Source organism: Rheinheimera sp. (genome assembly GCF_036782235.1).
Taxonomy (GTDB): domain Bacteria; phylum Pseudomonadota; class Gammaproteobacteria; order Enterobacterales; family Alteromonadaceae; genus Pararheinheimera.
The window spans coordinates 78,974-105,928 of sequence record NZ_DAIPZL010000003.1 but is presented as its reverse complement, the minus strand read 5'-3'; the positions used below and the strand labels follow the sequence as shown (position 1 = coordinate 105,928).

The window sequence follows — 26,955 nt, the reverse complement described above, 5'->3', positions numbered from 1 at the left end:
CAACATCGTGGTTGTTGTTACGAGCAATTGTGGGCATTTTAATTTTTGCGTATTCATTAACTCTGTCTCTGTTACTTATTTGGTTTTGGTGCTGTCGTCACGCTTAAACATATGCATGGTAAAAGACGATGCACCCTTGGAAAATTCGGCGTCATTTAAGGTAAGTTTGGTTAACTTATAACCAAGCAACTCATCACCAGGCCGCATCGTTACAATACGATTGCTGTTTTGTTCGCTGATGGCTATTTTCGCAATAAATTGCCCGGCGCTTTCACTAACCGCCAACAGCGTTGGTTTTACCTGCAGCAAATCTTGCTCAGCTTCATTATTGGCATCACCAGCAACTGCAAGACTGGGTTGAATACCGAATAGTTCACTGAGGGCGCTTAATTGCGCCAGAGCAAGCTCTGTGGTGCTGAGGTCAAAAGTTGCAATGTTTTCAGCTGCCTGTTGCTGCTTTTTTTGATAATTACCTGACTGCGCAAAAAAAGTCACTGCCAAATGTATCAGCAGTAACAACAAAAGAGCTGCAACTATGCCTTTTTCCCGGCTATTTTCCAGTTTCATCTGGTACTCCCGGCTCTGCTAATACCATCACTTCGAGGTTCATCACCAATGTGTTGTCTAATTTGTTGTTTTTGTTGAGGGTCAGCCGATGCACTATCATCGCAGGGCTGCCGGTTTCGAGTTTGTGCACAAACTTTAACAGGGCTTCCGGTGCCCCCTGGACAAACATCCGCGCCGGAATTGTGGTTGTCTCTGCAACTACAGCCTCACGGGCGCTACGATTACTTAACTCAACACCTTGTTCTTTGGCGGCAGCTTCAATGTAACGCAACACAGCCACAGAGTTTTGTGCTGCATTACCGCTGGCCCAAATTTTTTGCAACCGGGCAAAACTTTGTTCAATTTGCTGCTGCTTGGTTACTAAAGCGGCATGGCGCTCACTGACATTTTCAAACCGCTGCTTACTGGTGGCAAGCTGGGCAATGACCTCTGTTTTTTCCGATACCCATTCAAACCAGGGCACCACAACAAACTTCAGCAACACCAGCACCAGAATAAAGGCGATTCCCAATTGATTACGCTGCATCACACTCATGGTTTCACCTCTGACGCCACAGTATCTGCTTTTTGCGTGATGTTATTTTGCGGTTGATAAATTGCAGTGATGGTAAACATGTCGCCGTCAGTGCCGCGTTGCACCGGTTGGGTAAAACGGCTTTCCTGCCAAATGCCTGATTCAGCAAGTTTTGCCAGCACGTCTGTTGCCGACTGACTGCTGCCGCGGATGGTGAGCAGATTATCTGTCACAGTTACATTTTCAATCACAGCTACATCTTTAATCTGGGTTGCCAGCTCTGCCAGCATCAGGCTGTAATCCGTTCTGTTGTTCAGCAATTTGTCGTAATGGCTAATCAGCAGCAGCTGTTCATCTAACCTGCTCTGCTGCTCCACCAAAGACGAAGCCGACTTTTTAAGCTCAGCGACATCCTGTTCCAGCCATGACTGCCTAAGTACCAAAGCGGCCGACAATAACAGGCCATAACTGAGTGCGACCACAGCAAGCACCTTTGCCACATTTTTATACTTTTGCGCCTGAAAGGGTTCGGCCGAACGTTCCGGTAAGCAAAAAAGCCCTGCTAATTGCCACCAATGCAGCGTTAATTCGTTTTTTTCAAAAAAATCAGGCAGCTCAAGGCTACGCCGTTCAACCGATGTTTCTGACAGACCCAGGGCTTCGAGGAAATAACTGGCATGTTGCATCAGGCCTTGCTGAGCAGTAACGTGCAAGGTGCCCGAAGCAGACAAAAACGCCCAATAGTTTTGTGCAGAATGCACCTGATACAGCACATTGGCACTGAGATTACGGTAAAACAACCAGGTTTCAGGAACCACCAACTGCAGCTGTGACGGTACACCGGCTAACAAAGTACGTGCAATAACCGCAAATAACACTTCATAGCTGTCGGTGCTTTTTGGTAACACCATCCAAACCACCACATAACCCGGGCGGGACAGCATTTTGCACTCGTTCTGCACCACACGGTACAGATCGGGTAAAGACACTTTATAACTGCGCTTGTGTTCCTGATACTGACTGCGCGATATCACCAAAGTGGCCAGTTGGCGGCGTTTAAATGCCTTCTCGACGGGCTGGCCCAGCCAATTCAGGTTGCGGAACAATTTTTGTATTATTTTCACTCGTGATTTGCCCCTGACTCCACAACAGGCCATTCAAGCCCGGGCTGTTTTTTTGTTATATGGCTGATACGGTCAGCACCAGCTTCTCTGATTAATACAAAACTCTCTGAATACTCAGCTTCCCCGACTCTGGCTCTTAACTGCACTTCGAGTCTTTTACTGGGGAAAAAAGTTTCTTCTTCGGTGCGCAGCGCGCTGGCCAGTTCGTTCGAGAACAACCGCTCAGTACGTTCTTTTATCAGCATTTCTGCCGTTAAAGGCCCAATCATCAATGGCAACATATTGTCAGGCATAAAATACGGATTGGGCAACTCATAGCCCACCATTGTGAGGGAAGGCCTCAGGTTTTGCCAGAGTTCATCTGACATTCCAAGCACAAAACGAAACTCGTCTTCAAACTGTGGCTGCTGATTTCTCGGAAATTCCGGCAATTCATAATCACCAGACTCGGCGCCATACAAGTGGGTTAAATCGTCTTCATCAATCCAGTCTTTGATAGCATCAATCACCGGATCAGCAGATTTCAGGCCATGGCCTTCCAGCAATTTACGCCAGGTTGCTTCGTTAAATGGAATTAACGCAACTTTACCTGCTGTATCTGTCAGCCGGAAATCAACATCATTCCAGACAAAGGCAGTACCTGAGATATTAAACTCAGGCGGCAGTTCGTGCGTTTCAAGCTCCAAAGGCGCAGCACCTGTTAACCAAACCGGCGTGGTGGTCAGCACATAAATCAGCTCTTCACGGGCCGATTCAACTTTTGCTCTGGCCTGGCTAAACTGCTGCGCCTGCAATGCCAGATTAAGCGCTGATCTGCTTTTATATTGCATGACGATGACCACCACAGAAATGACTGCAGTCAGCATCAGCACCAGAATTAACGCAATACCTCGTTGTGAGCGCGAAATCATATCATAGATCCTTAGCACCCATAAAAATCCTGATTTTATCCGGGTCACTCTCAACAACCTGCACCCAATAGCTATTACTGCCACTGTCGGTGGTTACATCCAGCTTGATATAGGTGGGTAATAATTCTTTCACTGCGGCATCGTATTCATCATGCCACTCGGGCTTAAACGGGTTGATCACCTGTGCACCTTCGCCCATACCTGCGTATTTTTCGGCGGTACTTTTCCAGCCAAAGTAGCTAAAACGGAGTTGACTGACCGAAGCAATCTCCTGGCGAAACTTTTCACAAATCTGTGCTGAGGTTGGGATTTGGGTTGTGACAAACAGCTGGCGCAGTGTTGCTTCACAATACAGCCAAACGCCATTTTCTACCCCCATCCAGGCAATAGCGGGTAAATCAGCCTGTTGTACACTACGATGACTCATCCAGGTGACTTCATGCAGTTGTCCGACAAACAGCAGCTGATTCAGCTCCGGCTTTTTGACAAAATACAGGGCAGCGGCCGACAACTGCTGTTGCCAGGCGGTATGCGCTTTGAGCTGGGTTAATTGGGTTTGTAACTGTTTTTGCTGCTGATTAAGACCCAGCACGTAATAGCGGTAAGCAGAGCTTGCCAGCATCATCACGGCAGACATGATACTGAGCGCAACCAGCATTTCCAGTAATGTTAAACCTCGCTGTTTAACCATATTGCCTGTCTGAATTCAAAACCAGTCCCGCCGTTTTGTGAAGTGACTGTGACATTAAACAACACCAGCATGCCAATATTGCCAAGATAGTCCTGCCCGTTTTCATCCACTGAACTGAGCTCTTTTGCCCTTTTTAGTTCAGTGGCCTGCCATTGATAACGTTGGGCATTGAGCTCAATTGAACCTTCGGTTTTCTGCTGTTCCAGTTCAAAGCGGATTTGACTGACCAAAGATGGGAATTGCTCCGCCGCAGCAAGGTGTTTAATCGCCCTTTGCTGCATGCCCAGACTTTGCTGAAATACAGTTGCAACCAGCCCCAGTGTCATAAATAAAATCACTGAAGCGATTAAAACTTCAATCAGGGTTAAACCAGTTTGCTTCATCTTTATCAAGCTCGAGAACCCATATCCGACCGTCGATGGCCACTTCAACACGCTGGGCAGGTATCACACCTGGTACTGTGACTGTGATCTCGGCCTCACGAAAACTGAGCTGTTCAAACCGGATTTCGCGCCGCCTTTCTGCTTCACCATAACTCAGCACTTTACCCAGAAATTTCAGTTTGATGGTCTGGCTGCCAAAAAAAGCCTGTTGCACCGCATTTTTATAAAACAGCACCACCAGTTGCCGCTCGCTGCGTTGTTTCGCTTTATCAACCTGGTCAACAGTTAAAGGCAGCACCAAAGACAAACTGATTGACATGATAAACATGACAATCAGCAGTTCAATTAAAGTAAAACCACGTGCAGGATCAGAGCGGGACATCAGTAGTCGCAACAATACTGAGCAGCATAGTCACCACCACAGAACCAACCAAACCACCCATAATAATAATGAGTAAAGGCTCCAGCATGCTGGTTAACCGCAGCGCCCATTGCTCAAAGCGCCAGCGCGTCCGGGTGGTAATTTCACCAAAAATACTGTCAAGCCGTCCGCTTTCTTCACCCACTTTGATCAGAGACAGCATCACAGGTTCCAGAATATCAGTTAACGCCAGTGATTCAGACAACATCCGGCCCTGAGTGACTTCATCCCTGACCCGGCGGATTTGCCCCTGCAACCTGCTATCGGTCAGCACACCAACGGCAAAGCCAAGGGCCTGCGCCAAAGGTAAACCACTTTGCAACATCAGATGCATCGCAGAGACATAACGGATACGCTCGCTCAGTAACAACCCTGTTTTCATTACCGGCAGCTTACGCAATATAGAAAACACCATGGCTTTAAAAGCCGGTTTGCGCCAGCTGAATACCACCAGCAGCAACAGCAGCACAACAAAGCCGACCAGCAAACTCTGATATTTTTGCATCCAGTTACTGGTGTCGATCAGAAAAGCTGTATAGGCGGGTATGTCTTTCATATTACTGAACAAACCCGACATACTCGGCACGATAAAATTAAAAATGGCAAAAAGCGCCACAATACAAACCACCAGAATAAAAGCCGGGTAAATCATCGCCTGATTTACTTTGCCTTTGAGTTCATTCTGGAATTTTTGACTGGCGGCGACCCGCTCCAGCGTTTCCGCCAGTTTGCCGGTTTCTTCACCAATGCGCACCATTTCACAAAACAGCGAGTCAAAATAACGCGGGAAACGGGCAAAAGCACCATACAAACTACCGCCGCCGCGCACTTCCTCGGTCATATTGGTTAATAATGCCGCCAGCGCCTGATTGGGGTTCACCGCAGACATCATTTCCAGAGCACGGTCCAGCTGTACGCCATTACGCAGCAATAACGCAAGTTCGGTGGTCATCTGTTCTATTTCGCCGGCAGAGATACGGCTGAATAGATCAGACTCCAGTTTGACAACCCGGACTTTTAACGGAGACAGGTTACGTTGCTGGACCTGCAACAACGCCGCTTGTTCAGAATCAGCTCTTACCCTGCCTTTAACTTTGGCACCTGCAGGGTCAACAGCTTCGAACTCCCAGTTGTTCATTAACCTGCAACCCGCATGACTTCATCAAGTGTGGTGACACCTTTCAGCACTTTTAACAGACCATCCTGCTGCAAAGTTCTGAATCCTCTTCTGTTGCGGTAATCCCGGACCTTTGCCAGAAAATCCTGATCTTTGGCAAAAGACTGAATTTCATGATCGTTTGGCAGATATTCCAAAATCGCCACCCGACCGAGAAAACCGGTACCGCCGCAGCGATCACAACCTGTACCCACAGAAAAAGCAGGTGTTACATTCAGACGTTCTGCCAATGCCATCATCTCTTTATGCTGATGTAATAAAGCCGAATTTTCATCACAGGTTTTGCAGTATGGGCAGATGGTTCTGACTAAACGCTGTGCCATCACCGATATCAAGGAAGCATTTAATAAAAACTCTTCCACGCCCAAATCTATAAGACGGGTAAAGGTGGTTGGCGCATCATTGGTGTGCACAGTACTGAACACAAGGTGACCGGTCAGCGAAGATTGCATGGCAATACGGGCGGTTTCATGGTCACGGATTTCACCCACCATGATAATGTCCGGATCCTGACGCACAATACTGCGCAGGCCACGGGCAAAGTCCAGACCGATTTCGGTATGGATCTGCACCTGGTTAACACCGTCTAAACGGTATTCTATCGGGTCTTCCAGCGTAATAATTTTGACCGAAGGTTCATTCAGCCTGGCTAAAAAAGAATACAAACTGGTGGTTTTACCCGAGCCAGTCGGGCCTGTCATCAACACAACCCCTGTTGTTCTTTGCAGGTCCTTTTCAATCAGATCTATCAGGTCCTGCTCATAGCCAATGGTTTCCAGACCAAAATTCACCGACTCTTTGAGCAGGAAACGCATCACCATACTTTCGCCCTCACCCAGCGGCAGGGACGACACCCGGATATCAAGCTCTTTGCCGGCAACTGAGGTTTCTATTTTGCCATCCTGCGGCTTGCGGCGTTCGGCAATGTCCATGCCGGCGAGAATTTTAATGCGCGAAATGACACCCAATTGCAAATCAAGCGGAATGGTTTCGGCCTGATGCAAAATGCCATCCACCCGGTAACGCACGCGGTAACGGCCATTTAATGGTTCAATGTGCATATCCGATGCACGCAGTTTAATACCACGGACGATCAGATTGTTTACCAGGTTAACAGTAGGCGCACCAAAGGCCAGTTCACGCAGGCGCTCAAGCTCTGAGCCACCATCGTGCGATTGATGTTTTTCAGAGGTTTGGGCAACGGTTAACTGCACACGAAGTGCATCAAAGTGGGTTTGTTTGCAAACGTGCAGTACCACCTCGTAGCCTTCGGCTTTCCACAGGTCGTAAAGATCAAGTTTAAAAGGATCCAGCACCGCCAGATGCAGCTGTTGTTGCTCCAGCCTGAAAGGCAAAGCACCGGCAGTGACAGCCTGATTGATATCAAGCTGTTCCAGCACAGACAACGGCAGGGAGTTTTCTTCGGTGATGGCTTCAAACTTGGGTAACTGCAAATAACCGGCGTAAACCTCAACTAAATCATCATGTTGAATAACACCAAGGTTGACCAGTATTTGCTCAATGCGGCCACCCAGCTGGCGTTTGTAGTCGAGAGCACGTTCTAGCTGGCCCTGATTAACCAGACCCAGCTGAAAAATATAACCGGCTATGCCCTGAAAACCGGCACCCACAGTATTATCGGTAAGAGACATCGGCGTTATCTTCTTCACCGCCATCTACACCGTCAGCACCTAAACTTAATAAGTCATAAGCGTGGCTTTGGCCCGGAAACCGGTAAACATATGGATTGCCCCATGGGTCCATCGGCACATCTTTTGGCAGATAAGGACCATCCCAACCTTTGCGGTCAGAATTTAATAACTCATTCAGATTGTCCGGATATTTACCAACATCAAGGCGAAATGCGTCGAGCGAAGTCGCTAACATTTCCATCTGCGCCGTTGCGGTATTTCGTTTTGATGATTCAACTTTGGAAAACATGGTTGGCGCCACCAATGAAGCCAGCAACCCCAGAATAACCATCACAATTAATAATTCAATCAGCGTAAAACCTGAGCGACGTGTCGAATAGCAACGCACAACATCTTCCTTTTCCAAAACGAGGACTTGCATTATCCACTAAAAGATTTGTCAAAAGCAACTAAGCTGCCGCTTGCTCTTGTTCCCTTGCGCCATAAGCTCTACACTCGCAAACTGTTTTAAATCATGGTGGTTTTTTTCGCGTGAAAATACTGTTGATGGGTAACCATGCCTGTGCCAACCGGGGCGACTGTGCCATTTCCAGAGGACTATATCAAAGCCTGCAACAGCTTTTCCCTTCAGCGCACTTTAGCTGGATAAGCCGTTTCCCCGTCAGTTCTGCTTATTTATCAGGACAACCCTACCAGCAGGACAGGTTAACCGGCTTATACCAGCAGCCCAAAGCAGGTCTGAGCGGGCGCCTGAAAGCTTTTCTTAAAGCACGTTACCTGAGCCGCTATCTGGCATTTCATGTTGAACACCCTGCACTGGCGCTCTGGTTAAGATTGCCGTTGCCAGAACTTGTGCATCAGGAAATTGCTTTTGTCCGGCAATTTGATCTGGTTATTCAGGTCGGCGGCTCAAACTTTGTGGACCTGTACGGCGCCAGCCAGTTTGATTATGCACTTTGCACTTTGCTCGCCAAACGGCCTTTATATTTGTTAGGCCACAGTGTCGGCCCCTTTAACAACACCACCTTTCGCCATATTGCCGCTGTTGTTTTTGCAAGAGCAGAAGCTCTGATGCTGCGTGAGCCCATCAGCGCGGATTTATTAGCTCAAGCCACAATACCGGTGAAACAGCTATTGATGGGCGCTGATACCGCCTGGCTGGTTGAGCCATCGGCATGGCTTGTGCCAGCTAACTGGCAATTGCCCGCCGGCGGGCGGCGTATAGCGCTGACTATCCGTACCCTTTATCCTTTTGATAAAAAGCTCAACTGCAGCCAGGCGCAGTTTGAACAAGCCATGCTCAAACTGATGGAGCAGCTGATCGACGCCGGTTATCAGCTGTTGTTATTGTCTACCTGCACCGGTATTGATGGTTATAAAAATGATGATCGGATGCTGGCGTTAAAACTCAAACAGCAACTGAGCCAGCCAGAAGCTGCGCAAGTGGAAATGCGCGAGTTAAATGACATTGAACTGGGTTGGTTATTTTCGCAGTGCCAGCTCACCATAGGCACCCGCTTACATAGCGCTATTATCTCGATGAACTTTGGTACGCCGGCATTTGCCATTAACTATGAACACAAATCAGCGGGTATTTTTACCCAAATGCAGTTACCGCAGCAGGCGCTTAGTTTGCAGCAACTGTGCAACGGTGAAGCAGCACAACAGATTTTTGCCGCCCTTGATGACCTGCCGGCGTTAAAAGTCCGCTCGGATGCCGCAGTGCAACAGGAAAAACAACGTGCCGCCGCGGCGATCCGGCTTGCCTGTGGCACAGCCAGTGCCAATAGTGTGGATAGTGCGGATCTTGTGAACAGCGCGGAGACGGTACAGTGAAACCCTCGCTGATTTATTTTTTAGATAAATTTCCATGTTATTCAGAAACTTTTGTCCTTGATCAGCTCACTGGTCTTATCGACCGTGGTTTTGATGTGAAAATTATTGCGCTCAGCCACGATCCCCGCCCGCTGCCGGCAGAAACAGAAAAACGTTATCAACTCAGTCAAAGATGTAGTTACCTGCTGCCACAAACCCCGGCGACCAAAACCGGCAGATTGCTGCAAAGAGCAAGGCTTATTGCTACCGGACTTGGCAAAAAGTCAGTGTGGCGTGTGTTAGTTACGCCATCCGGCAGCGCAACGCCACGCAGTTATCTGGCCGCCATCATCGCAGCGCACCGGCAAATCTATGCAGCGGACTATCTGATTTGCCATTTTGGCACCACAGCCAGCCTGGCGTTGCAGCTACAGCAGGCGGGTCTGCTGGCGGGCAAGATTGTACCGGTTTTTCATGGTTTTGATCTGTCAGAACAAAAAGTGCTCAGCAAATATCAGTCTTGTTATCAGCAGCTGTTCTTCAGTTGTCCTGCGGTTTTTGCTATCAGCAAGCTATGGTGTCAGCGTTTAGCAGAACTCGGCTGCCCGGCAGACAAAATCAAACTGCTGCGCACCGGCGTTGCCACACAAAAATTTTTGTTTCCATCGCCAGACAGAGCATTACAACAGCCTTTACAGTTGTTGTCGGTTGCCCGCTTTACCGAAAAAAAAGGCCTGGCCTACGCCATCTCTGCTATTGCGTTATTAAAGAGTGCAGGTGTGGCTGTGCAATACCGCATGATCGGTGATGGCCCGCTGCGTCCGGCTCTGACTGCACAAATTCACAACCTTGGGCTTGAGCAGGACATTCAACTCTGTGGTGTTCAGCCGCCTGCAAAGGTTGCCGAGGCCTTAGTGCAAAGCGACGTATTTTTATTACCAAGCGTCACGGCCGGCAATGGTGATATGGAAGGTATTCCGGTGTCCCTGATGGAAGCGATGGCCAGTGGCGTGATTTGTTTATCCACTTATCACAGCGGTATTCCGGAACTGATTTGCCATGGCCAATCCGGTTTATTGGTACCTGAGCGTGATGCAACGGCCATCGCCAGAGAGCTGCAACTGTTGACCCAGGGTCATTACGCGCTGGGCGCGCTTAGAAAAAATGCCAGAGCAACCATAGAACAGGAATTTGACCAGCTGCAGATTTATGATGCTTTGGCCGCTTATTTAACGGATGCTCAACATGGCGTCAATTAAACAGGATGCCCTCTGGAGTTTTGCCGCCAGCCTGGTTGGTACCCTGAGTCAGATTTTGTTGATGGTGCTATTGGCCAGGCACTTGGATCAGGCCAGTCTCGGCATCTTTGCGCTGTTAAGCATCATGTTGTTATTGCTTGGTTATTTGCAGGACCTGGGGCTTTCCACCTTTGCAGTGCAATACCAGAACCTGCAGCCCAATGACCGAACCAACCTGCATTTGCTCAGCATCACGCTGGGGGCAGTTGCCACTGCGCTCTGTTTACTCAGCGCCCCGCTGGCTGGCTGGCTCTATCAAAGTGCTGTACTGACGTCACTGCTGACATTACTGGCACCACAGCTGTTATTGCTCGGCGCATCCACTCAGTACCATGCTGAGATGCTGCGCGAAGGCAAACTGGCAAAACTGGCACAAATAGACATCCTGAGCAAAATTGTGGCCTTTGCGCTGACGCTGTATTTGTTGCTGACCTTTCCACCTGCGCTGGATGCACTGGTTTATGGTCAGTTAACAGGCGCTTTTTTACGGCTGTTATTGTTGTGGCTGGCCACCAAAACCCCTATTCACTGGCGATGCACGCTGGATTTTCCGCTCTGGCGTGCGGCACTTCGTTTTGGCTTGTTTCAGTCAGGCGCTCAGGTTATCGGATTCCTCCGTAACAGAGTGGATCAACTGATTATCGGCAAACTACTTGGCCTTGAAGCTCTTGGCTTATATTCACTGGCCAAAGATATTATTCAGCAGCCTCCAAGACTGCTCAATCCGGTGATCCAGCGTGTGCTGCTGCCAAGATTTTCCCGCAGAACAGACGCCACTGAATTGTTTCAACAGTCGCTGCGCCTGAATCTTCAGCTCAACACTGTGGTCTATGCCGGCCTTGCCCTGATAAGTTCACCGCTGGTGCTGTGGCTGTTTGGCGGATCCTACCAACAAGCTGCTGTATTACTCTGTATTTTTGCCCTGTATGGCATGATCAAACCCAGCGGCATGGTACTGAGTACTTATTGTCAGAGTATGGGCCGCTCAGACGTGGAGTTTTACTGGAATCTGTGGGCGTCGCTGGTGATGGTCAGTCTGGTGAGCCTCAGCGCCGCGCTGTCCAACCTTTATTGGGTGGCGCTGGTGTTGTCTGCGGTGCAGTTTGTGCTGTCTTGTTATGCCCAGCACTATTTTAGTCAGCGTGGTGCAGCGCCGAAAAGCGGTAATCTGTGCCGCCAGGCAGCGCCCTATGTGCTGCTGACTCTGGCGGCATCCAGCACTGGTATCATGCTCAATCCTGCGGTTCTTTTTTAACATGGGTCTTTGGTAATGCAAGTGCTGTCACACCAGTTTATGTTGGCGAAAAATCCTGCTTACCTGCCTGCAGGTTACCAGGTGTCGGTTTTTGCTGAATATTATCTGGCGAGCGCCGATGATCTGCCGGTGATCCCGCTGTTATCGCCTCAGGGCGAATCACTTGGCTTTTTACTGGGCTGGCCTGTGACTTTACAAGGCGAAATGCTCACTCCGTCACAACCACAGCAGCTGAGCCCCGACACCACAGCCGCCTTTGAAGCCTGGTTATACCGGCTGGGTGGCCGTTGGCTGTGCCTGAGTTTGCTCGAAGGTGGCCAGTTTTACACCGATGCCATGGCCTCCCAGCCTTGTATTTATTGCCCGCAAGCACAGCTGATAATGTCATCTGCAGCTTTATTGCCCTCTCCATGGCAAGAGCAGGTTGATACGAGTCTAATGGCCGCCATGGATGTGAGGCACAGTGAACACTTTTATCTATTTGCCCTGTTACCGCAAAAACACTGTTTGCGTCTGTTAGCTAACCATAAACTGCTGTTGTCTGATTTTTCGGTAAAACGCCATTGGCCACAAGCCTTTACTGCAGGCTCGGCAGAGCCGGACGATCTGCAGCAAAAAGCCAAAACAATCTGTGCAGTAATACAAGCACATATCAGCGCCTGCGCCGGCAATGCCCCCACTAAAATTGGTCTGAGTGCCGGCTACGAAACCCGGTTGATGCTGGCCTGTGCCAAACCATGGCTCAGCGAGTTACGATTCTGGACACGCAAAGAACACAAAACCCGCGCCGGCCTGGATCAAAAGGTTGCCAGCCATTTGGCCGGCACTTTGGGCTTACAACATCAGTTTGTGCTGCCACCAGCTGCAGCAGACAGTGGCCAAAGCGAAGATGAGTGGCTTGCCAGAACCGGACATTGTATTGGTGGCAGCGCTCTGCGTTACCGCGCTTTGATAGATATTGAGCAAGGCCGTCATTTTGCCCTGACCGGTATTGGCGGTGAATTATGCAGGGCTTTTTATTGGCCGGAACAAGGTTTGACAGGCCCAATTACTGCCGCTTTGTTACACCGGCTGTCCGGTGTACCCGAGCACCCCGCTTTTGCAAAGGCTGCCCGGGACTATCTTCAGCAGTTACCGGACTTACCGCTGTGGCAACAACTGGGGCTGTTTTATTTGGAAAACCGGGTGGGTGCTTACGCCTCAGTGCATAAATATGGCAATAAAAATGGCATTATTTTTATGTATCCGCTGAATCACCGCCATGCAGTTGACGCCATGCTGACACTGCCACTGTCCGAACAACAAAAAAACAAGCTGCACCGCGCTGTCATTTGCCATGCCTGGCCAGAGCTGGATCAGCTGCCCTACAACGAACCACTTGGTTTTTTCAGCCGCAGTTTGCACAGGCTGCAACAACAGCTGAAAAAACAACTGCGGGCACTGCGCAGCGCTTTACAGGGCTGAGCAATAAGCCGCAGCCGACGCGCTACCGGCTTGAAAAACGTTTTTTCTGATACCACTGCACTAAAGCTACTTTGAGCAGCACCTTCAGGTTGCGCCAAAGCGCCAGCGGCACTAAAGCAAAACTCAGCGGCTGCCCGCTTTGTAACTGACGATAAAACTGCTGGCTGCGAAGCTGCGCTGCTGTCCATAACAAACGATGTTTATCAATCAGTTGCTGATGGCCGGTTAATCTACGCTCCGGGTTGGAAATACGCTCCAGCTCGTGCTCCTGATGCACTATATAACTGAAATTGGCCAGACGCCGGCCTGCGCCAAAACTTTGGGTCAGCCGGATCCAGACATCGTAATCCTGGCAGGCGACCAGTTGTGGATCAAAACCACCGATATGCCGTAAATAGCTGGTTTTAGTAAAGACTTGATTACCAACCAGATTCACCATCAGTAAGTCGTCCGCTGTGATGGTCATGGCTTTTCTGGCACTACGCAGCATCTGAGCTGGCCCGGTATAAAACTGATAACCCGTGCTTAAAAAACTGTCGGCACCGGTCCAGTTCGCAACAAATTCCTGCAGCCGTTCAGCAGTAAACTCATCATCATCATCAAGGCCGGTAATAAACTCGCCTTCTGCAATGGCAATCGCCTGATTACGTGCCGCACCAGCGCCAACAGAAACGGCATTGACCAACAACTTCATTTTTGGCGTTTGCTGTGCAAACTGCTGCAACTGCAACTGCACCTCAGGTGTTGAACCATCATCCACCACGATGATTTCAAAGGACTGATAACTCTGGGCAAGACAACTCTGCACTGCACGTTGTAACAAGGTAAAACGATTTTTTGTCGGAATATAAATGCTGATAAAAGGCGTGGATTTATCGGACATCAATCGATCTTATTGTGATGAAATTACGTATTTTTTTGCCAAGCAAAAACACTGTTGCCGGCAACAGCCGAAGGCAGGTGATCAGCAACGCCAGCCACTTTCGCTTTGGATAAATCAACCGGACAAATTCCTCGGCCACATTTTTGTTATTCACCATTAAGGCACCACAAACGTTGATCAGGCCATTGTGATAAATAAAATTAAGCACCTGATCAACCACAGCTTTATCCTGACCCTTTTGCCAGCTGTCGTGCATCAGAAAATAGCGGGTATGAAATGGGATCATCCGAAGACCGGAACTAATGGTCCGGTTTTCGGCATTGCGGTACACAGTGGACAGGATCTTACCACTGAACATCACAGGCCCCAGTAACGCCAGCCTTAACCATAAATAGATGTCTTCTCCTATCCGCTCGCCATCAGGAAAACCACCCACCTGATTAATAAGCTCACGACGGGCACAGATATTAGAAGAACAGATTAACGAGCGGCTGCGCTGGTAATGCGAAAAAAAGTCGTCCACCTGGCCGCAGAAATCGTCCGGCAGATCACAACGGCCCAAAAATGGCTGACCACATTCATCAACCTCTTTGTAGCGACAGGCAAATAAGGCCGCAGAAGGGTTCAACAAAATCAGCTTGCGGATTTGCAGCAGAAAATCCGCTGCATATTCATCGTCTGCGTCGAGAAAACACACATAATCGCCGGTTGCAGCCTTCACACCTCTGTTACGCGCCGAAGCCACACCTTCGTTCTGTTGGGTCAGCAGCTGCAGCCTTGGATCGGAAAAACCACGAGCCACCTGCAAACTGTCATCAGTCGAACCGTCGTCAACCACAATCAACTCAAAATTCTGATCAGTCTGCATTAACACAGAGCTGATAGCCCGAGCTGCCGAGTTTTGCTTATTGTAAAGTGGTATCACGACGGATATCAAAAAGGCCAATTTAGATTCTCAATCAATGTTACACGGTAGCAAGCAACGCAACTTCACGTAATACTTTGCAGCTTTTTTCAATTTCGGCGCTGGTTAAAGTTGGATGTACCAACATCATCAGGCTGGTTTCACCCAGTTGCCGGGCATTTGGCAAAGGTTCGGCCGGACGCCAGCCGGTATTGTCAAAAGCCTTTTCCAGATACACTTCACTACAACTGCCCTGATAACATGGCACGCCACGCTGGGTAATTTCTTCGATGATACGATCCCTGCTCCAACCCGGCGCTAAAAATTCAGGTCTGACAAAGAAATAATGTTTATATTCAGCATGTTCGCAATCTGCCGGCACCTGAACACGGCGTAACAATTGAATATCGGCCACAGCTTCATCTAATAAAGCGGCATTGGCACGGCGTTTTGCCGTCCAGTCCGCCATTCTTTTTAACTGAATACGGCCAATCACGGCTTGTACTTCCAGCATGCGCCAGTTGGTACCAAAGGAGTCGTGCACCCAACGGAATCCCGGTGGATGTTGTTTTTCATACACAGAGCTGAAACTTTTACCGTGATCTTTAAAAGACCACATTGTTGCCCAGAGTTTTTTGTCATTGGTAGTCACCATGCCACCTTCACCGCCAGTGGTCATGATTTTGTCCTGACAGAAAGACCAGGCACCGATATGACCAATAGAGCCGACAGAGCGGCCTTTATATTTGGCACCGTGGGCCTGGGCACAATCTTCAATGACAAAAAAACCACGCTCGGTGGCAAGCGCCATAATAGGGTCCATATCGGCTGGCATGCCTGCCAGATGCACCACGATCACCGCTTTGGTTTTGGGCGTTAGCACCGCTTTAATACTTTCTGCCGTGATGTTCTGACTGTTTAAATCAACATCGGCAAACACCGGCACTGCACCGGCATTCACCACACAGGACACCGAAGCTAAAAAAGTTCTGGGTGTGACTACAACTTCATCACCCTGACCTACCCCCAGCGCTTTGAGGGCAACATCCAGTGCCACAGTGCCATTATGTAAACTGACGGCATATTCAGTACCACACCAATCGGCAAACTCACGCTCAAATTCACGACATTCCTGGCCTGTCCAGTAATTCACTTTATTAGACAAAATCACTCTGGACACAGCATCTGCTTCTTCCTGAGTAAAAGACGGCCAAGCCGAAAAAGCTGTATTTAACATATCACACCATTATTCGTTCATTTTGAGCAATTGTGCCGGCACACCAGCGACAACCTGACGTGCCAGCACAGGTTTAACAACAGCTGAGCCGGCACCAACAATAGAAAATTCGCCCAGTGTCATTAAATGACGTACTGCTGCCCCAATACCAATCCAGACACCTGTTTCAATTTTACATCCACCACCCAGGCAAGCACCAGGACTTAAATGTACCGCGTCCGCTAACTGGCAGTCGTGTTCCACCACAGCCCTGCTATTTACAATACAGGCTTCACCCAGCACTGCGCCCGGGTTAATTACAGCGCCGGCCAGCACCACGGTGCCGTCGGCAATACTGACATCTGACGCCACCACAGCAGCGGGATGACAAACAGTTGCCAGCAAAACACCCTGTTGTTTCAGCCACAGATGCTTTTCTAACCTGCGTCTGTTGTCACCAATGGCCACAACTGCAGCATGACCCGATGTTAATAGATCAGCGGAATTGCCAACGACCGCAAAACGACCATTTGTTTGTAAACCCGGGTAAGCGTCATCATAAAAACACACTTGCTGCCATTGCCCACTTTGCAGCGCAGCATCCGCGACGACACGGCCATGGCCACTGGCCCCTAAAATTGCCAGCGTCTTCATTGTTTGGCGCTTCCGGTAAATTTCTCAGTGGTGACTACACCTTCACTGCTGATGCCGTCACGTTTAAAAACTTTCAGTACAGTCAGCAGCAGTATTTTGCAGTCGAGCCAAAAACTTTGATGTTCCACATACCAAACATCCAACTCAAATTTTTGCTCCCAACTAATGGCATTACGGCCATTGATTTGCGCCCAACCGGTAATACCGGGCCGCACCAGATGACGTTTAGCCTGCTCTGGCGTATACAGACTCAGATATTCAGGTAACAAAGGCCTTGGCCCAACCAGACTCATATCCCCTTTAAGCACGTTCCATAATTCTGGTAATTCGTCCAGGCTGGTTGAACGTAGCAAAGCACCAAAAGGTGTTAAACGTTCGGCATCACTTAAAGCAACCCCCTGACTATCCACAGCATTGGTCATGGTGCGAAATTTAATCATGTTAAAAATGTTGCCATTTAAGCCGGGTCTTGCCTGGCGAAATAACACCGGCGCACCTAATTTCAGCCGCACTAATACAAACAACAGCAAAAATAATGGCGATAACAGCAGCAAAGCCGTCAGCGCAACAACAATATCAAATAGCCTTTTCAACTGAGAATATCCTGATAAAACGCCAATAACTGACGCTGATAAAAACTCCGCTCAAAACGGGCATGAACCAAAGCGAGGGCCTGACGCCCTACCTCAGCAAGCTCGCTCTGTGTCATACCGCCGATCATCTGCATTTGTGCCGACAGCGCCTGACTGTCGCGCACAGGAACTATCCAGCCATTGAGCCCATGCTGCACAATTTCGTTGGAACCATGCACATCGGTGACCAAAGCCGGTTTCGCCATAGCGCCGGCCTGTAACACCACATTGGGAAAACCTTCGCGGTAGCTTGGCAGCACAAATACATCGGCCGCCAATAACGCTACCCGCACATCCGGCTGAAACCCCAGCAGGCAAATTGCCGGAGACGATTGCAATTTTTGCAGGGTTTGCGCATCCACCGGATTTTCGTCGTCCAGTCCACCGACTATTAACAACGCATTTTTCTGCGGATCTAATGTCAGAAAGGCATCGCAAAGTTCTTTAATACCTTTGTCTTTATTAAGCCGGCCGACAAAACAAAACACGGTTTTTCCGCAAAGCCCAAGCTCTGATTTTAACGCGGCCGCCTTGGCCACAACCTCTGGCTCTGAGGGGTTAAAGTGCATTAAATTAACACCGGCAATATTGCCATAACCAATCACTTTCAACGGCTTATAACACAAAGGTGCCAGGGTTTGTTTTACACCTTCGCCTTCCGGCACTATATGCGTATTCAAACAGCAGATCACCCGGTCAATCTGCTTAAGAATGAACTTTTTCACGCCACTGCAGTATGGAAAAATCAAACCGGTAAAGGTGTGCACACGCACCGGTACACGGGCAAAAAAGCCGGCGATGGCGCTCACCATGCCCGCCTTGGGTGTATAAGAATGCACCAGATCCGGCTGGTGTTTTCTCAGTACCTTGTACATCTGAAAAATGGAATTTATGTCTTCAAGTGGTGAAATGCCGCGGTTCATTGGCACCACTTCAAAATCGACACCTTCTTTTTGCGCAAAGGCCGCAAGCCTTTGCTGCGCCGAACTCACCACAACCACCTGATAACACTCGTTCAGAAATTGTGGTTGCGACTCCAGAATCAGCTCCAGTGTGTCTGGCACTGTGGTGACAATCACTAATTTTTTTCCGGGAGACGTGCCGCTATAAGCTCCCTTTTCGGCACCGGACAATTTATTCAAGCTTTGACTGCTCTGAAAATTGCGGATTTAACTGCCGGTACAATTGCCGGTAACGCTTTGACACACTGTCAATTGAAAACAGCTCAATCACCCGCTGCCGGGCTTTTACACCAAGCTGATGACGCTCTGCTGCAGGCTTGTCTGCCATCTCAAGGATGGCTTGCGCCAGAACAGCCGCATCGCCCTGCGGGATCAGCGGGAATATGTCGCCGGTCAGCCAACGGCAATCACCCACATCAGTGGCAACACAGGGAAGAGCCGCCAGCATGGCTTCCCCCAGGGCTACTGGAAAAGCTTCACTGCGCGATGGCAGACAAAACATATCAAATTCAGTCAGTAACTGCGGTACATCGTCGCGTTCGCCCAGCAGAATGACCTGTTTCTGCAATCCTTTGGCCACAATCTGCTGCTGCAGCGCCGGATTATTGTTGTCACATTGGCGTCCAGCTAAAACAAACACAATATCCGGCCTTTTTTCGACAACCAAAGCTGCCGCATTTAATAAAATGTCCTGACCTTTATCCGGATGAAAGCGCCCCACAGCGCCCACCACCAAAGGTGCAGGTGATTGTGGAAATTGCAGCAGGGCTTGATGGCCCAAAGGGCGCTCAAGCAAAGGGTTAATGGCAAAACCATTGGGGATGACCGACATCAGCGCAGACTTATAACCGTAGTTAATATGCATTTGCCGGGCTGCATCAGCCACACACACGATATGGGATGGGATTTTATACGACAATAATGCACAGGCTTTCATCACAGCCCAGGTCAGTGGCCGGCCTATCGGTAATTTTGTGCAGTGAATGCCCCAGACGATGGTTTTAATACCGGCGAAATATGCCGCAAGGCCGCCGAGTAAATCGGCATGATACATCCAGGTTTGCACCAAAAGCGGCTGTAATTGACGTAACAAACGGGTTAAGCGCAGCAATGCCAGCGGGAAAGCCAGCTTGCCTTTCATATTCAGCGCATACACAGTAAAACCGGCCTGCATCAGTTGCTGTCCGATCTTGCCATGATCCATCAGCGAAATTACAACAACCCGTTCTTTATACTCAGGTTCCTGCTCCAGCAAACGTTTGAGCATAAACTCGGCACCACCGACATCAAGGTCGGTGATAATGTGACAAAGCTCAATTTTCTTCTTCAGATCAATAGCCAATTTATTTTGCAGTCATCTCAGGAACAAATTTCAAAAACCGGGCAATTGTACACAAGTCACCAAGCCCAGTCACCCGCGGCTCTTACGAATAAGTGGTATCTTGTGATGCCAGCCAGTCCTGAAACATCAGGATGTTCCATAACTGAAAGTGCCAGTCAGCGGTGCCGTCCAGATGCTCACGCCACATCCGGCTGACCATGGCCACATTCAGGTAACCCTGCTGTTGGAGCATTTTTGCATCCAGTAATGTATCTGCCCAGTCGCGCAGTTCATGCCGCAGCCAGCGTGCCAGAGGCACCCCAAAACCCTTTTTCGGACGTTCGATCAAGCTGCGTGGCACGTACTGATCCAAAATCTGCCGCAGACAAATTTTACCTGTACCCTGCTGATATTTCTGCGACAGCGGCATCCGAAACGCGTATTCAATCACATCAACATCCAGCATCGGCACCCTGCTTTCCAGCGACGCCGCCATCGAAGCACGGTCAACCTTCACCAGAATATCGTCCGTCATATAACCTGCGGTATCCAGATACATCATCTGAGTGATGGGGTTCTCAGCTGAGTCCCCTGTGTTTGTGCTGTTAACAACATCCTCTGCCGCAAGCACCAGTTGCTGGCTTTGTTGCTGCGTCAGATGAGTCAGAAATAACTGATAATAATCAGCGAAGTTTTCAGCAGCCAAACCCGCCAGGCCTTTGGAGACTTTCATCAGCGTATTGTTACCTGCGCCCTGCAAGCCAAGGCGGGAAGACAGCAGGTTCAGCTGCTGCGGCAACAGTGTTTGCCCCAAAGCCGCCAGACTATGCCGAAGTGCAGCTGGCAATTTTTGCTGTTGCTGCCATTTGGCATCAACATGAGGATACCGGCTGTAGCCGGCAAAGAGTTCGTCACCGCCATCGCCGGACAGCGTCACTGTTACATGTTGACGGGCCAGTGCCGACACCAGATAGGTCGGGATTTGTGATGAATCGGCAAAGGGTTCGTCGTACATCTGACTGAGCCTTGGCACCACCGCCAGACTGTCAGCACCGCTTACCATCATTTCATGATGTTCAGTGCCTAAATGACGCGCAACATCAGCTGCGTATCCGGCTTCATTAAATTCCTGCACGTCAAAACCAATGGTAAAGGTTTTCACCGGCTGGCTGCTCATAGATTGCATCAGTCCGACAATCAGGGAGGAATCAACCCCACCGGACAAAAATGCCCCCAGCGGCACATCTGAAATCATTTGTGATTGCACCGCTTCGCGTAATTTTTGGTGTAAACCCTCAACACTGGTTTCTTGTTGTGGCTCAGCCGCAACAGCAGCCGGCAATGACCAATATTGGGTTTTATCAATAGAACCGGGGCGGTTTAATGACACCGACGCAATATAACCTGGCGGTAATTTTTCAATAGCTGCGTAAATGGAGCGTGGTGTTGGCACGTAGCTGTAGCGCATGTACTGCGCAAGGGCATGGCGGTCAATGCGGCTGTCAAAAGCCGGATGCGCGCGTAACGCTTTGAGTTCTGAGCCAAATAACAGATAGTCACCGCACCAGCCCAGATACAAGGGTTTTTCGCCCAATCGGTCGCGGGCAAACAATAATTGCTGCTCCTGCTCGTCCCAGACAGCTATTGCAAACATGCCTTTGAGTTTGGCAATAGTGGCCGCAAAACCGTATCTGTCCATACAGGCCAGCAGAGTTTCAGTGTCTGAATGGCCGGCCCACAATCTGGCGCCCTGTGTTTCTACCTCTTGCCTTAAACTCAGGTGGTTATAAATCTCGCCATTAAAAATAATGGTATAACGACCCGTCGCCGAGAGCATGGGTTGATGACCTGCCGCCGATAGATCCAGAATTGACAGCCGTCTATGGCTGAACCCCAGATGCAAATGCGGATGCTGCCATATCCCGGCATCATCAGGGCCGCGATGCCGGATGGCATTGCCCATCGCAGTGAGCACCTCAGAACAATTAAAATCACCTTGAACCCGGGCGAAAAATCCGGCAAAACCACACATAACAATCAATCCTTTTTTTAAAACTACAGCCCGGCCTGAGGTAATTTATTTCTATGCTGCTGTGCTTGTGCAATCAGCTCAAACCAGAGTTCTGTGACAACAGGCAAGGCATAACGCGCCATCACAGAGGCACGGGCTTGCCTGCCAAGTTGAAGCCGCATTTCTTCATCGAGCGCAAGCGCTCTGAGCGCCGCAGTGAACTGCGCTTTCTGATTCAGCGGTACCAGCTTTGCAACAGCACCCTGCTCTGTCATATCAGCAGGTCCACTCGGACAATCGTAAACCACAGTCGGACGGCCAAGCGCCAGCGCTTCGAGCAAGGCATTTGGAAACCCCTCAAAAGCCGACGCCATGGCAAAAACATCACATCGGGCAATTTGCGGATAAGGGTTTTCCACACTGCCAAAGAATCTCACTTTCTGACTCAGCTCCAAACGACTCACCAACTGACGCAGTACCGCCATGTGCGGACCATCACCCACTATATGCAGCTCCCAGTCAGGCAGCTCTGGCTGCAATGAAGCAAAAGCCTCAATAATGTGTTCAAACTGTTTACCCGGCATCAGCCGGCCCACACATAAAATGTGTTTAGGTTCAGAAGATACGCCAAGGGGCTGCGCTGCCAAAGAAGCAGGAATTGGGTTTGGCACTACACGGACCAAATCAGGCAGGTGGAATAAAAGGCCCACTTTATCGGCAACGGATTGGGTTTGCACCGTCAGCATATCGGCATAACGATACGTGTATTTACACATCATTTTCCAAAAACCTGACATTGGAAAATGCTCAGGATCACTTCGCTCACAGATGATCAACGGCAGCCCGATGCCGGCATTGGCAATCACCGCCATCACATTCACATTGGGTAAAAAGCTTATCACAACATTGGGTTTTTCTGTTTTAAACAGGTGATGCAACTTCAGCAGCCTGGCAAAAGAGCCAGAACTTTTTCCTTTAAAACAAGGATATTCGCGGGCCAGGTAATGTAATTTAATAGATGAAGCCAGTTCAAAAACACAGGGTTCCAGGCCACCATAAGTGGCAACCAGCGACACCTGATGCTGTTTTGAAAACTCATTACATAATACGGTGGCAACTCTCTCAGCCCCACCAAACTGTAGTGAGCTTACTAAAAACATAATATTCATCTATCGGATCCAATAAACCCACTGCACTATTGTGTAGGCAGCGAAGATTAAAACAACAAAAGCACGTTCAAAAGAACCAAAACGGCACAATGCTACTACAAAAAATGGTAATGAAGCTGCTAAAAATCGTAATCCATACACTGAAAACAATGTACAAAATGTGTACACCGACAAAAATACCAATGCGATAGCATTCACATGGTTACGGAAAAAAGCACTCAACTGCAAAGCTGCTGCGGCCAGAATAGCCACCCACACCGAAGCGTAAGTCCAGGTTGTAGCGGGCGCATCATATACGATTCTTCTGTCACCCAACTGTTCGAGTATGAAGGTACGTAATGGACCTACCACCAGCGCAATACAAAAACCTGTGAACACCAACAAAAAATAACAATTAAACCGGTTTAACCGGTATTTTTCTGCCAATGAGACTGAGACAAATACACAAAGTGCCATGATGACAAATAAAAAAGATGCGGTATGAATAAAGCAACCAATCAGTAGAAAAGGTAATCTGTATAACCAGCGATTACAATTAAATGCAATTAACAGAAATACCATCGCCAGCGACATTCTTAATTGCGAAAAAGCTAAATCAACTAACAGAGGGTTGATGAGCAATAATATGGCTAATGGTCCAACCCGCGACGATACAAAATAGGCATAACTAAACACTAATAAAAAACTAATCACACCAAAAACTGTTGTCAGCGACAAACCAATATTTTCATGTAAACCACGAATCAACTGGCTCCATAGTTGCTCATTGACGATAAATGCGACAAGTTGGAAAAAACTAAATGAAATCTCAACATCAGGCGCATTTCTGAAAATAGAAAAATACACTTCCCTATCAACAAAAAAGCTGCCATGAACCCATTCCCAGTCCACCATAGAAAAAAACACAGCAAACAAAAATGATGCAATGACGGCAATGGCGCGATGTGGTTTTGATGCGGTATCAATGTTAAACATGATGTGGTCTGACAAAAAACGTCATTTTCTAAGCAACTGTCGCAGCTGCGGCAACAATAACGATCTTGCTCTGGACAGCAGCACAGCCACAACCAGGGACAGTAAGCCAATCAGCGTTAAAACTGCGAATATTTCCAGTCGGTTAAAGGGGCGGAGATCAACAATAAAGACCAGCAACAGCACCGACATCGCCGCCATCACAGGTACGCAGACATCTTGCACCATCGAGGTTTTATACAAGCTGTGATCCAGCTGGCGGTAAAGGAAGAGCTGTGGGACGACAAAAAATAACAAGTTGACAATCAACCAGCCGTACACCAAACCTTGTTCACCAAACAGCCATAACAAGACTGCAAGGGCTGGCAGGTAGAGCAACAGACTGATGATTGAATACTTTAATCTGAGTTGAAAATTGCCTATTGCGTAATTAATAGCGTAAGACAAATTCCCTAAAGCAAAAAATAACGTTGCCAGCATGTATAAAGGTAAAAATTCGGCAGCCTTTTGCGATAACGGCACATTACCCGTCCAGGCAATTAACAAAGACTCACTCCAGCCAATCACCACAACAGATGCAGAACCGAGCATCAGGGACACCGCCAGCGAAATATTCCGGAAAACAGCCACAGCTTCTGACTTTTCATCCTGAGCCAGCAACCGCGCCATGGCAGGCCCTATTGCATAAATACAAGTACCGGAAAGTAACAACAAAATCGAAGAGATGCTAATCACCAGACTATAGGCCGTGTAGTCGGCAATGGGCAGTATGCCCGATGCGAGAAATTTATCGGCCTGTGTAATAACCGCCCACAATAATGAGGTGAGGCCAACAACCAACGAACTGGCTATTGCATCAGACAAGGCACTTTTATTGATTTTTCCAAAACGTTCACCTTGCCGGAATCCCGCTATTTTGTTTGTGCGGAAAAACAGCAACATCAGTTCGATGAAATTGACGACGATTTGATAAAGAAAAAAGTCCAGCACATCACCCGAGACCAAATACAAATAAGGTAATACACCAAAGATCCGTACTGAAGATACCAGAATATTAAACCAGCCGAGCCACACCAGCTGCTCAGCACCAAGCACTATGGCCCGGTAATAGGTTTGCATCCAGCGCAGTGCAATAACCACAAAAATGAGCTGTATCGTCTCCCTTGCAACAACAACGGAAAAATCCCCGAGATTCAGCCATGACTGTGCCAGTAAAGGCGAAGAAAAAACACCGGCAAGGATACAGAGCGCAACAACCACAAAAGAAAATTCAATACTGCGCAGCATGGCAAAATAGTCGTTTCGGGCTAATTTACCTGCACCAAATAATGCGGTGTTGCGTGAAACTGTGGCTGAGATCCCAATGTCAAGTAAGCCAATCATCGTTTGTAGCTGCATAAAAAACGCAACCAAACCATAGGCCTGACTGCCCAACATATCGATATAAAACGGCAAAGTGGCGACTGATAACAGCGCCATATAAATTTGACTGACCGTATTTAAAATAATGTTGGATCTGACAGACAAGTTAGTTACCGATCATGAGCGCTACAAATAAAAGAGCAGCCCTGATTTCAAGGCTGCACAAGATTGTGTGGTAAAGGCCAAACGGGATAAAACTATAACCTTAAATCACTACCTTCTTTGGGCAGCAAATACTTCAGGTCATAAACAAGATGCTCAGCCTTGCCGAAACTTCTGATGCCTTCTGCTCCCAATTGCTTAAACTGTCCATGCGCCACAGCAACAATCACGGCATCATAACTATGGTGTGCCGGTTGTTTTACCAGCTCTAATCCGTATTCAGCTTTTGCTTCTTGTGCATCTACCCATGGGTCAAACACGTCGGGCACCATGCCGTACTCTTTCAGTTCAGCAATAATGTCGACAACTTTGGTATTGCGGATATCCGGACAATTCTCTTTAAAGGTCAGACCCAACACCAGCACGCGGGACGCCGACACCTGAATGTTACGGCGGATCATCGCTTTTACCAGCTGAGACACCACATATTTAGCCATGCCATCGTTAATGCGTCTGCCAGCCAGAATCACTTCCGGATGGTAACCAACAGCCTGAGCTTTATGCGTCAGATAGTAGGGATCAACACCGATACAGTGCCCGCCCACTAAACCCGGACGAAATGGCAGGAAGTTCCATTTTGTGCCGGCAGCCAGCAACACTTCTTCGGTATCAATACCAAGGCGGTTAAAAATAACCGCCAGTTCGTTAATTAACGCAATATTTAAGTCACGTTGGGTATTTTCGATAACCTTGGCAGCTTCTGCCACTTTGATACTGCTGGCCAGATAAGTACCTGCAGTAATAATTCGGCCATACACCTGATTCACAAACTGAGCAACTTCGGGCGTTGAGCCAGAAGTTACTTTTTTAATAGTGGTAACTCTGTGCTCTTTATCACCCGGGTTAATGCGCTCAGGGCTATATCCGGCAAAAAAGTCCTGATTAAATTTCAGACCTGAAATACGCTCAATCACAGGAACACAAACTTCTTCAGTCGCGCCCGGGTACACAGTGGATTCAAAAACGACGATGTCATTCTTTTTAACCACCCGCCCCAATGTTTCAGAGGCTTTGATCAATGGTGTCAGATCAGGTTGCCGGTGTTCATCAATTGGCGTGGGCACTGTCACAATATAAAAATTTGCACTTTTGATCTGTTCAATATCAGACTCAAAAGTAAGCAGTGAAGCCTGAGATAACTCTTCTGGCGAGACTTCCAGCGTATGATCGTTACCTGAACGCAATTCGGCAATACGATGGGCATTAATATCAAAGCCAACCGTTGGTAAAACTTTGCCAAACTCTACAGCAAGAGGTAAACCAACATACCCAAGGCCAATAACGGCAATTTTATCAACTGAAAAACTCGTATTCATATCATCCCTTATGCATTGTCATGTAATCACGCTAACCTATCGAGCTCTTATGCCAGAAC

26 protein-coding genes are annotated in these 26,955 nt (G+C 48.5%); 4 read left to right on the top strand and 22 right to left on the bottom strand.

The annotated features are described in order from the left end of the window. Positions 1 to 75: 75 nt before the first annotated feature. From V7P87_RS04560 to gspG, 10 genes are read right to left on the bottom strand one after another with little or no spacing between them, the layout of a single operon-like run. Complete coding sequence (locus V7P87_RS04560; RefSeq protein WP_333796368.1) at positions 76 to 567, bottom strand: hypothetical protein; 492 nt, start codon at positions 565 to 567, stop codon at positions 76 to 78. After that, the gene (locus V7P87_RS04555) at positions 551 to 1,102 is read right to left on the bottom strand and encodes a GspMb/PilO family protein (protein ID WP_333796367.1); all 552 of its coding nucleotides are present in this window, start codon (positions 1,100 to 1,102) and stop codon (positions 551 to 553) included. The genes V7P87_RS04560 and V7P87_RS04555 overlap by 17 nt, the downstream gene beginning before the upstream one ends. Then, positions 1,099 to 2,205: a PilN domain-containing protein gene (locus V7P87_RS04550; protein WP_333796366.1), complete on the bottom strand. Its 1,107-nt coding sequence runs from the start codon at positions 2,203 to 2,205 to the stop codon at positions 1,099 to 1,101. Before V7P87_RS04550 ends, V7P87_RS04555 begins: the two co-directional genes overlap by 4 nt. After that, positions 2,202 to 3,116, bottom strand: a complete 915-nt coding sequence (locus V7P87_RS04545; protein ID WP_333796365.1) for a general secretion pathway protein GspK — start codon at positions 3,114 to 3,116, stop codon at positions 2,202 to 2,204. Before V7P87_RS04545 ends, V7P87_RS04550 begins: the two co-directional genes overlap by 4 nt. Position 3,117: 1 nt before the next feature. After that, positions 3,118 to 3,807 (bottom strand): PulJ/GspJ family protein, encoded by a 690-nt coding sequence (locus V7P87_RS04540; RefSeq protein ID WP_333796364.1) that lies wholly within the window; start codon positions 3,805 to 3,807, stop codon positions 3,118 to 3,120. Continuing rightward, positions 3,786 to 4,190: a PulJ/GspJ family protein gene (locus tag V7P87_RS04535; RefSeq protein WP_333796363.1), complete on the bottom strand. Its 405-nt coding sequence runs from the start codon at positions 4,188 to 4,190 to the stop codon at positions 3,786 to 3,788. Before V7P87_RS04535 ends, V7P87_RS04540 begins: the two co-directional genes overlap by 22 nt. Next, the gene (locus tag V7P87_RS04530) at positions 4,162 to 4,572 is read right to left on the bottom strand and encodes a type II secretion system protein (RefSeq protein ID WP_333796362.1); all 411 of its coding nucleotides are present in this window, start codon (positions 4,570 to 4,572) and stop codon (positions 4,162 to 4,164) included. Before V7P87_RS04530 ends, V7P87_RS04535 begins: the two co-directional genes overlap by 29 nt. Continuing rightward, positions 4,559 to 5,749 carry a type II secretion system F family protein gene (locus V7P87_RS04525; protein ID WP_333796361.1) on the bottom strand — a complete coding sequence of 397 codons (1,191 nt, stop codon included), beginning with the start codon at positions 5,747 to 5,749 and terminating at the stop codon, positions 4,559 to 4,561. Before V7P87_RS04525 ends, V7P87_RS04530 begins: the two co-directional genes overlap by 14 nt. After that, positions 5,749 to 7,440 carry a GspE/PulE family protein gene (locus V7P87_RS04520; RefSeq protein ID WP_333796360.1) on the bottom strand — a complete coding sequence of 564 codons (1,692 nt, stop codon included), beginning with the start codon at positions 7,438 to 7,440 and terminating at the stop codon, positions 5,749 to 5,751. Before V7P87_RS04520 ends, V7P87_RS04525 begins: the two co-directional genes overlap by 1 nt. Further along, on the bottom strand, positions 7,424 to 7,828 hold the full coding sequence (gspG, locus tag V7P87_RS04515; RefSeq protein ID WP_260657736.1) for a type II secretion system major pseudopilin GspG: 405 nt from the start codon (positions 7,826 to 7,828) through the stop codon (positions 7,424 to 7,426). Before gspG ends, V7P87_RS04520 begins: the two co-directional genes overlap by 17 nt. 143 nt (positions 7,829 to 7,971) lie before the next feature. Here gspG and wcaK point away from each other — a divergent pair, with 143 nt between their 5' ends. Genes wcaK through V7P87_RS04495 form a run of 4 tightly spaced genes read left to right on the top strand, consistent with a single transcriptional unit; the run spans position 7,972 to position 13,272 of the window. Beyond that, the gene (gene wcaK, locus V7P87_RS04510; RefSeq protein WP_333796359.1) at positions 7,972 to 9,276 is read left to right on the top strand and encodes a colanic acid biosynthesis pyruvyl transferase WcaK; all 1,305 of its coding nucleotides are present in this window, start codon (positions 7,972 to 7,974) and stop codon (positions 9,274 to 9,276) included. Further along, positions 9,273 to 10,514, top strand: a complete 1,242-nt coding sequence (locus tag V7P87_RS04505; protein WP_333796358.1) for a glycosyltransferase — start codon at positions 9,273 to 9,275, stop codon at positions 10,512 to 10,514. The genes wcaK and V7P87_RS04505 overlap by 4 nt, the downstream gene beginning before the upstream one ends. Next, positions 10,501 to 11,808 carry an oligosaccharide flippase family protein gene (locus V7P87_RS04500; RefSeq protein WP_333796357.1) on the top strand — a complete coding sequence of 436 codons (1,308 nt, stop codon included), beginning with the start codon at positions 10,501 to 10,503 and terminating at the stop codon, positions 11,806 to 11,808. The genes V7P87_RS04505 and V7P87_RS04500 overlap by 14 nt, the downstream gene beginning before the upstream one ends. 15 nt (positions 11,809 to 11,823) lie before the next feature. Further along, the gene (locus V7P87_RS04495) at positions 11,824 to 13,272 is read left to right on the top strand and encodes a hypothetical protein (RefSeq protein WP_333796356.1); all 1,449 of its coding nucleotides are present in this window, start codon (positions 11,824 to 11,826) and stop codon (positions 13,270 to 13,272) included. 22 nt (positions 13,273 to 13,294) lie between these two features. On the opposite strand, the gene V7P87_RS04490 is transcribed toward V7P87_RS04495, so the two are convergent. The 12 genes from V7P87_RS04490 to tviB form a co-directional block, all read right to left on the bottom strand. Next, positions 13,295 to 14,155 carry a glycosyltransferase gene (locus V7P87_RS04490; protein ID WP_296299351.1) on the bottom strand — a complete coding sequence of 287 codons (861 nt, stop codon included), beginning with the start codon at positions 14,153 to 14,155 and terminating at the stop codon, positions 13,295 to 13,297. Then, on the bottom strand, positions 14,145 to 15,080 hold the full coding sequence (locus V7P87_RS04485) for a glycosyltransferase family 2 protein (RefSeq protein ID WP_333796355.1): 936 nt from the start codon (positions 15,078 to 15,080) through the stop codon (positions 14,145 to 14,147). The genes V7P87_RS04490 and V7P87_RS04485 overlap by 11 nt, the downstream gene beginning before the upstream one ends. 40 nt (positions 15,081 to 15,120) lie before the next feature. Next, positions 15,121 to 16,296, bottom strand: coding sequence for a DegT/DnrJ/EryC1/StrS family aminotransferase (locus V7P87_RS04480; protein WP_333796354.1), 1,176 nt, complete (start codon positions 16,294 to 16,296; stop codon positions 15,121 to 15,123). Between the two features lie 9 nt (positions 16,297 to 16,305). After that, positions 16,306 to 16,929 carry an acetyltransferase gene (locus V7P87_RS04475; protein WP_333796353.1) on the bottom strand — a complete coding sequence of 208 codons (624 nt, stop codon included), beginning with the start codon at positions 16,927 to 16,929 and terminating at the stop codon, positions 16,306 to 16,308. Then, positions 16,926 to 17,522, bottom strand: a complete 597-nt coding sequence (locus V7P87_RS04470; protein ID WP_296299347.1) for a sugar transferase — start codon at positions 17,520 to 17,522, stop codon at positions 16,926 to 16,928. Before V7P87_RS04470 ends, V7P87_RS04475 begins: the two co-directional genes overlap by 4 nt. Then, the gene (locus V7P87_RS04465) at positions 17,519 to 18,703 is read right to left on the bottom strand and encodes a glycosyltransferase family 4 protein (RefSeq protein ID WP_333796352.1); all 1,185 of its coding nucleotides are present in this window, start codon (positions 18,701 to 18,703) and stop codon (positions 17,519 to 17,521) included. The genes V7P87_RS04470 and V7P87_RS04465 overlap by 4 nt, the downstream gene beginning before the upstream one ends. Next, positions 18,696 to 19,865: a glycosyltransferase gene (locus tag V7P87_RS04460; protein WP_333796351.1), complete on the bottom strand. Its 1,170-nt coding sequence runs from the start codon at positions 19,863 to 19,865 to the stop codon at positions 18,696 to 18,698. Before V7P87_RS04460 ends, V7P87_RS04465 begins: the two co-directional genes overlap by 8 nt. A gap of 82 nt (positions 19,866 to 19,947) precedes the next feature. Beyond that, complete coding sequence (asnB, locus tag V7P87_RS04455; protein WP_333796350.1) at positions 19,948 to 21,876, bottom strand: asparagine synthase (glutamine-hydrolyzing); 1,929 nt, start codon at positions 21,874 to 21,876, stop codon at positions 19,948 to 19,950. A gap of 23 nt (positions 21,877 to 21,899) precedes the next feature. After that, a complete protein-coding gene (locus tag V7P87_RS04450) occupies positions 21,900 to 23,024 on the bottom strand; it encodes a glycosyltransferase family 4 protein (RefSeq protein ID WP_333796349.1) in 1,125 nt (374 codons plus the stop codon). Further along, positions 23,025 to 23,999, bottom strand: coding sequence for a hypothetical protein (locus V7P87_RS04445; protein ID WP_333796348.1), 975 nt, complete (start codon positions 23,997 to 23,999; stop codon positions 23,025 to 23,027). 21 nt (positions 24,000 to 24,020) lie between these two features. Continuing rightward, complete coding sequence (locus V7P87_RS04440; protein ID WP_333796347.1) at positions 24,021 to 25,523, bottom strand: lipopolysaccharide biosynthesis protein; 1,503 nt, start codon at positions 25,521 to 25,523, stop codon at positions 24,021 to 24,023. A 92-nt stretch (positions 25,524 to 25,615) separates the two neighbouring features. Beyond that, a complete protein-coding gene (gene tviB / locus V7P87_RS04435; RefSeq protein ID WP_333796346.1) occupies positions 25,616 to 26,896 on the bottom strand; it encodes a Vi polysaccharide biosynthesis UDP-N-acetylglucosamine C-6 dehydrogenase TviB in 1,281 nt (426 codons plus the stop codon). Positions 26,897 to 26,955: the final 59 nt, after the last annotated feature.

Bases quoted from the DNA above. Each gene is read 5' to 3' on its own strand.
- V7P87_RS04560 (WP_333796368.1), bottom strand. From the start codon at position 567: ATGAAACTGGAAAATAGCCGGGAAAAAGGCATAGTTGCAGCTCTTTTG.
- V7P87_RS04555 (WP_333796367.1), bottom strand. From the start codon at position 1,102: ATGAGTGTGATGCAGCGTAATCAATTGGGAATCGCCTTTATTCTGGTG.
- V7P87_RS04545 (WP_333796365.1), bottom strand. From the start codon at position 3,116: ATGATTTCGCGCTCACAACGAGGTATTGCGTTAATTCTGGTGCTGATG.
- V7P87_RS04540 (WP_333796364.1), bottom strand. From the start codon at position 3,807: ATGGTTAAACAGCGAGGTTTAACATTACTGGAAATGCTGGTTGCGCTC.
- V7P87_RS04535 (WP_333796363.1), bottom strand. From the start codon at position 4,190: ATGAAGCAAACTGGTTTAACCCTGATTGAAGTTTTAATCGCTTCAGTG.
- V7P87_RS04530 (WP_333796362.1), bottom strand. From the start codon at position 4,572: ATGTCCCGCTCTGATCCTGCACGTGGTTTTACTTTAATTGAACTGCTG.
- V7P87_RS04525 (WP_333796361.1), bottom strand. From the start codon at position 5,749: ATGAACAACTGGGAGTTCGAAGCTGTTGACCCTGCAGGTGCCAAAGTT.
- V7P87_RS04520 (WP_333796360.1), bottom strand. From the start codon at position 7,440: ATGTCTCTTACCGATAATACTGTGGGTGCCGGTTTTCAGGGCATAGCC.
- V7P87_RS04500 (WP_333796357.1), top strand. From the start codon at position 10,501: ATGGCGTCAATTAAACAGGATGCCCTCTGGAGTTTTGCCGCCAGCCTG.
- V7P87_RS04495 (WP_333796356.1), top strand. From the start codon at position 11,824: ATGCAAGTGCTGTCACACCAGTTTATGTTGGCGAAAAATCCTGCTTAC.
- V7P87_RS04490 (WP_296299351.1), bottom strand. From the start codon at position 14,155: ATGTCCGATAAATCCACGCCTTTTATCAGCATTTATATTCCGACAAAA.
- V7P87_RS04480 (WP_333796354.1), bottom strand. From the start codon at position 16,296: ATGTTAAATACAGCTTTTTCGGCTTGGCCGTCTTTTACTCAGGAAGAA.
- V7P87_RS04475 (WP_333796353.1), bottom strand. From the start codon at position 16,929: ATGAAGACGCTGGCAATTTTAGGGGCCAGTGGCCATGGCCGTGTCGTC.
- asnB (WP_333796350.1), bottom strand. From the start codon at position 21,876: ATGTGTGGTTTTGCCGGATTTTTCGCCCGGGTTCAAGGTGATTTTAAT.
- V7P87_RS04450 (WP_333796349.1), bottom strand. From the start codon at position 23,024: ATGAATATTATGTTTTTAGTAAGCTCACTACAGTTTGGTGGGGCTGAG.
- V7P87_RS04445 (WP_333796348.1), bottom strand. From the start codon at position 23,999: ATGTTTAACATTGATACCGCATCAAAACCACATCGCGCCATTGCCGTC.
- tviB (WP_333796346.1), bottom strand. From the start codon at position 26,896: ATGAATACGAGTTTTTCAGTTGATAAAATTGCCGTTATTGGCCTTGGG.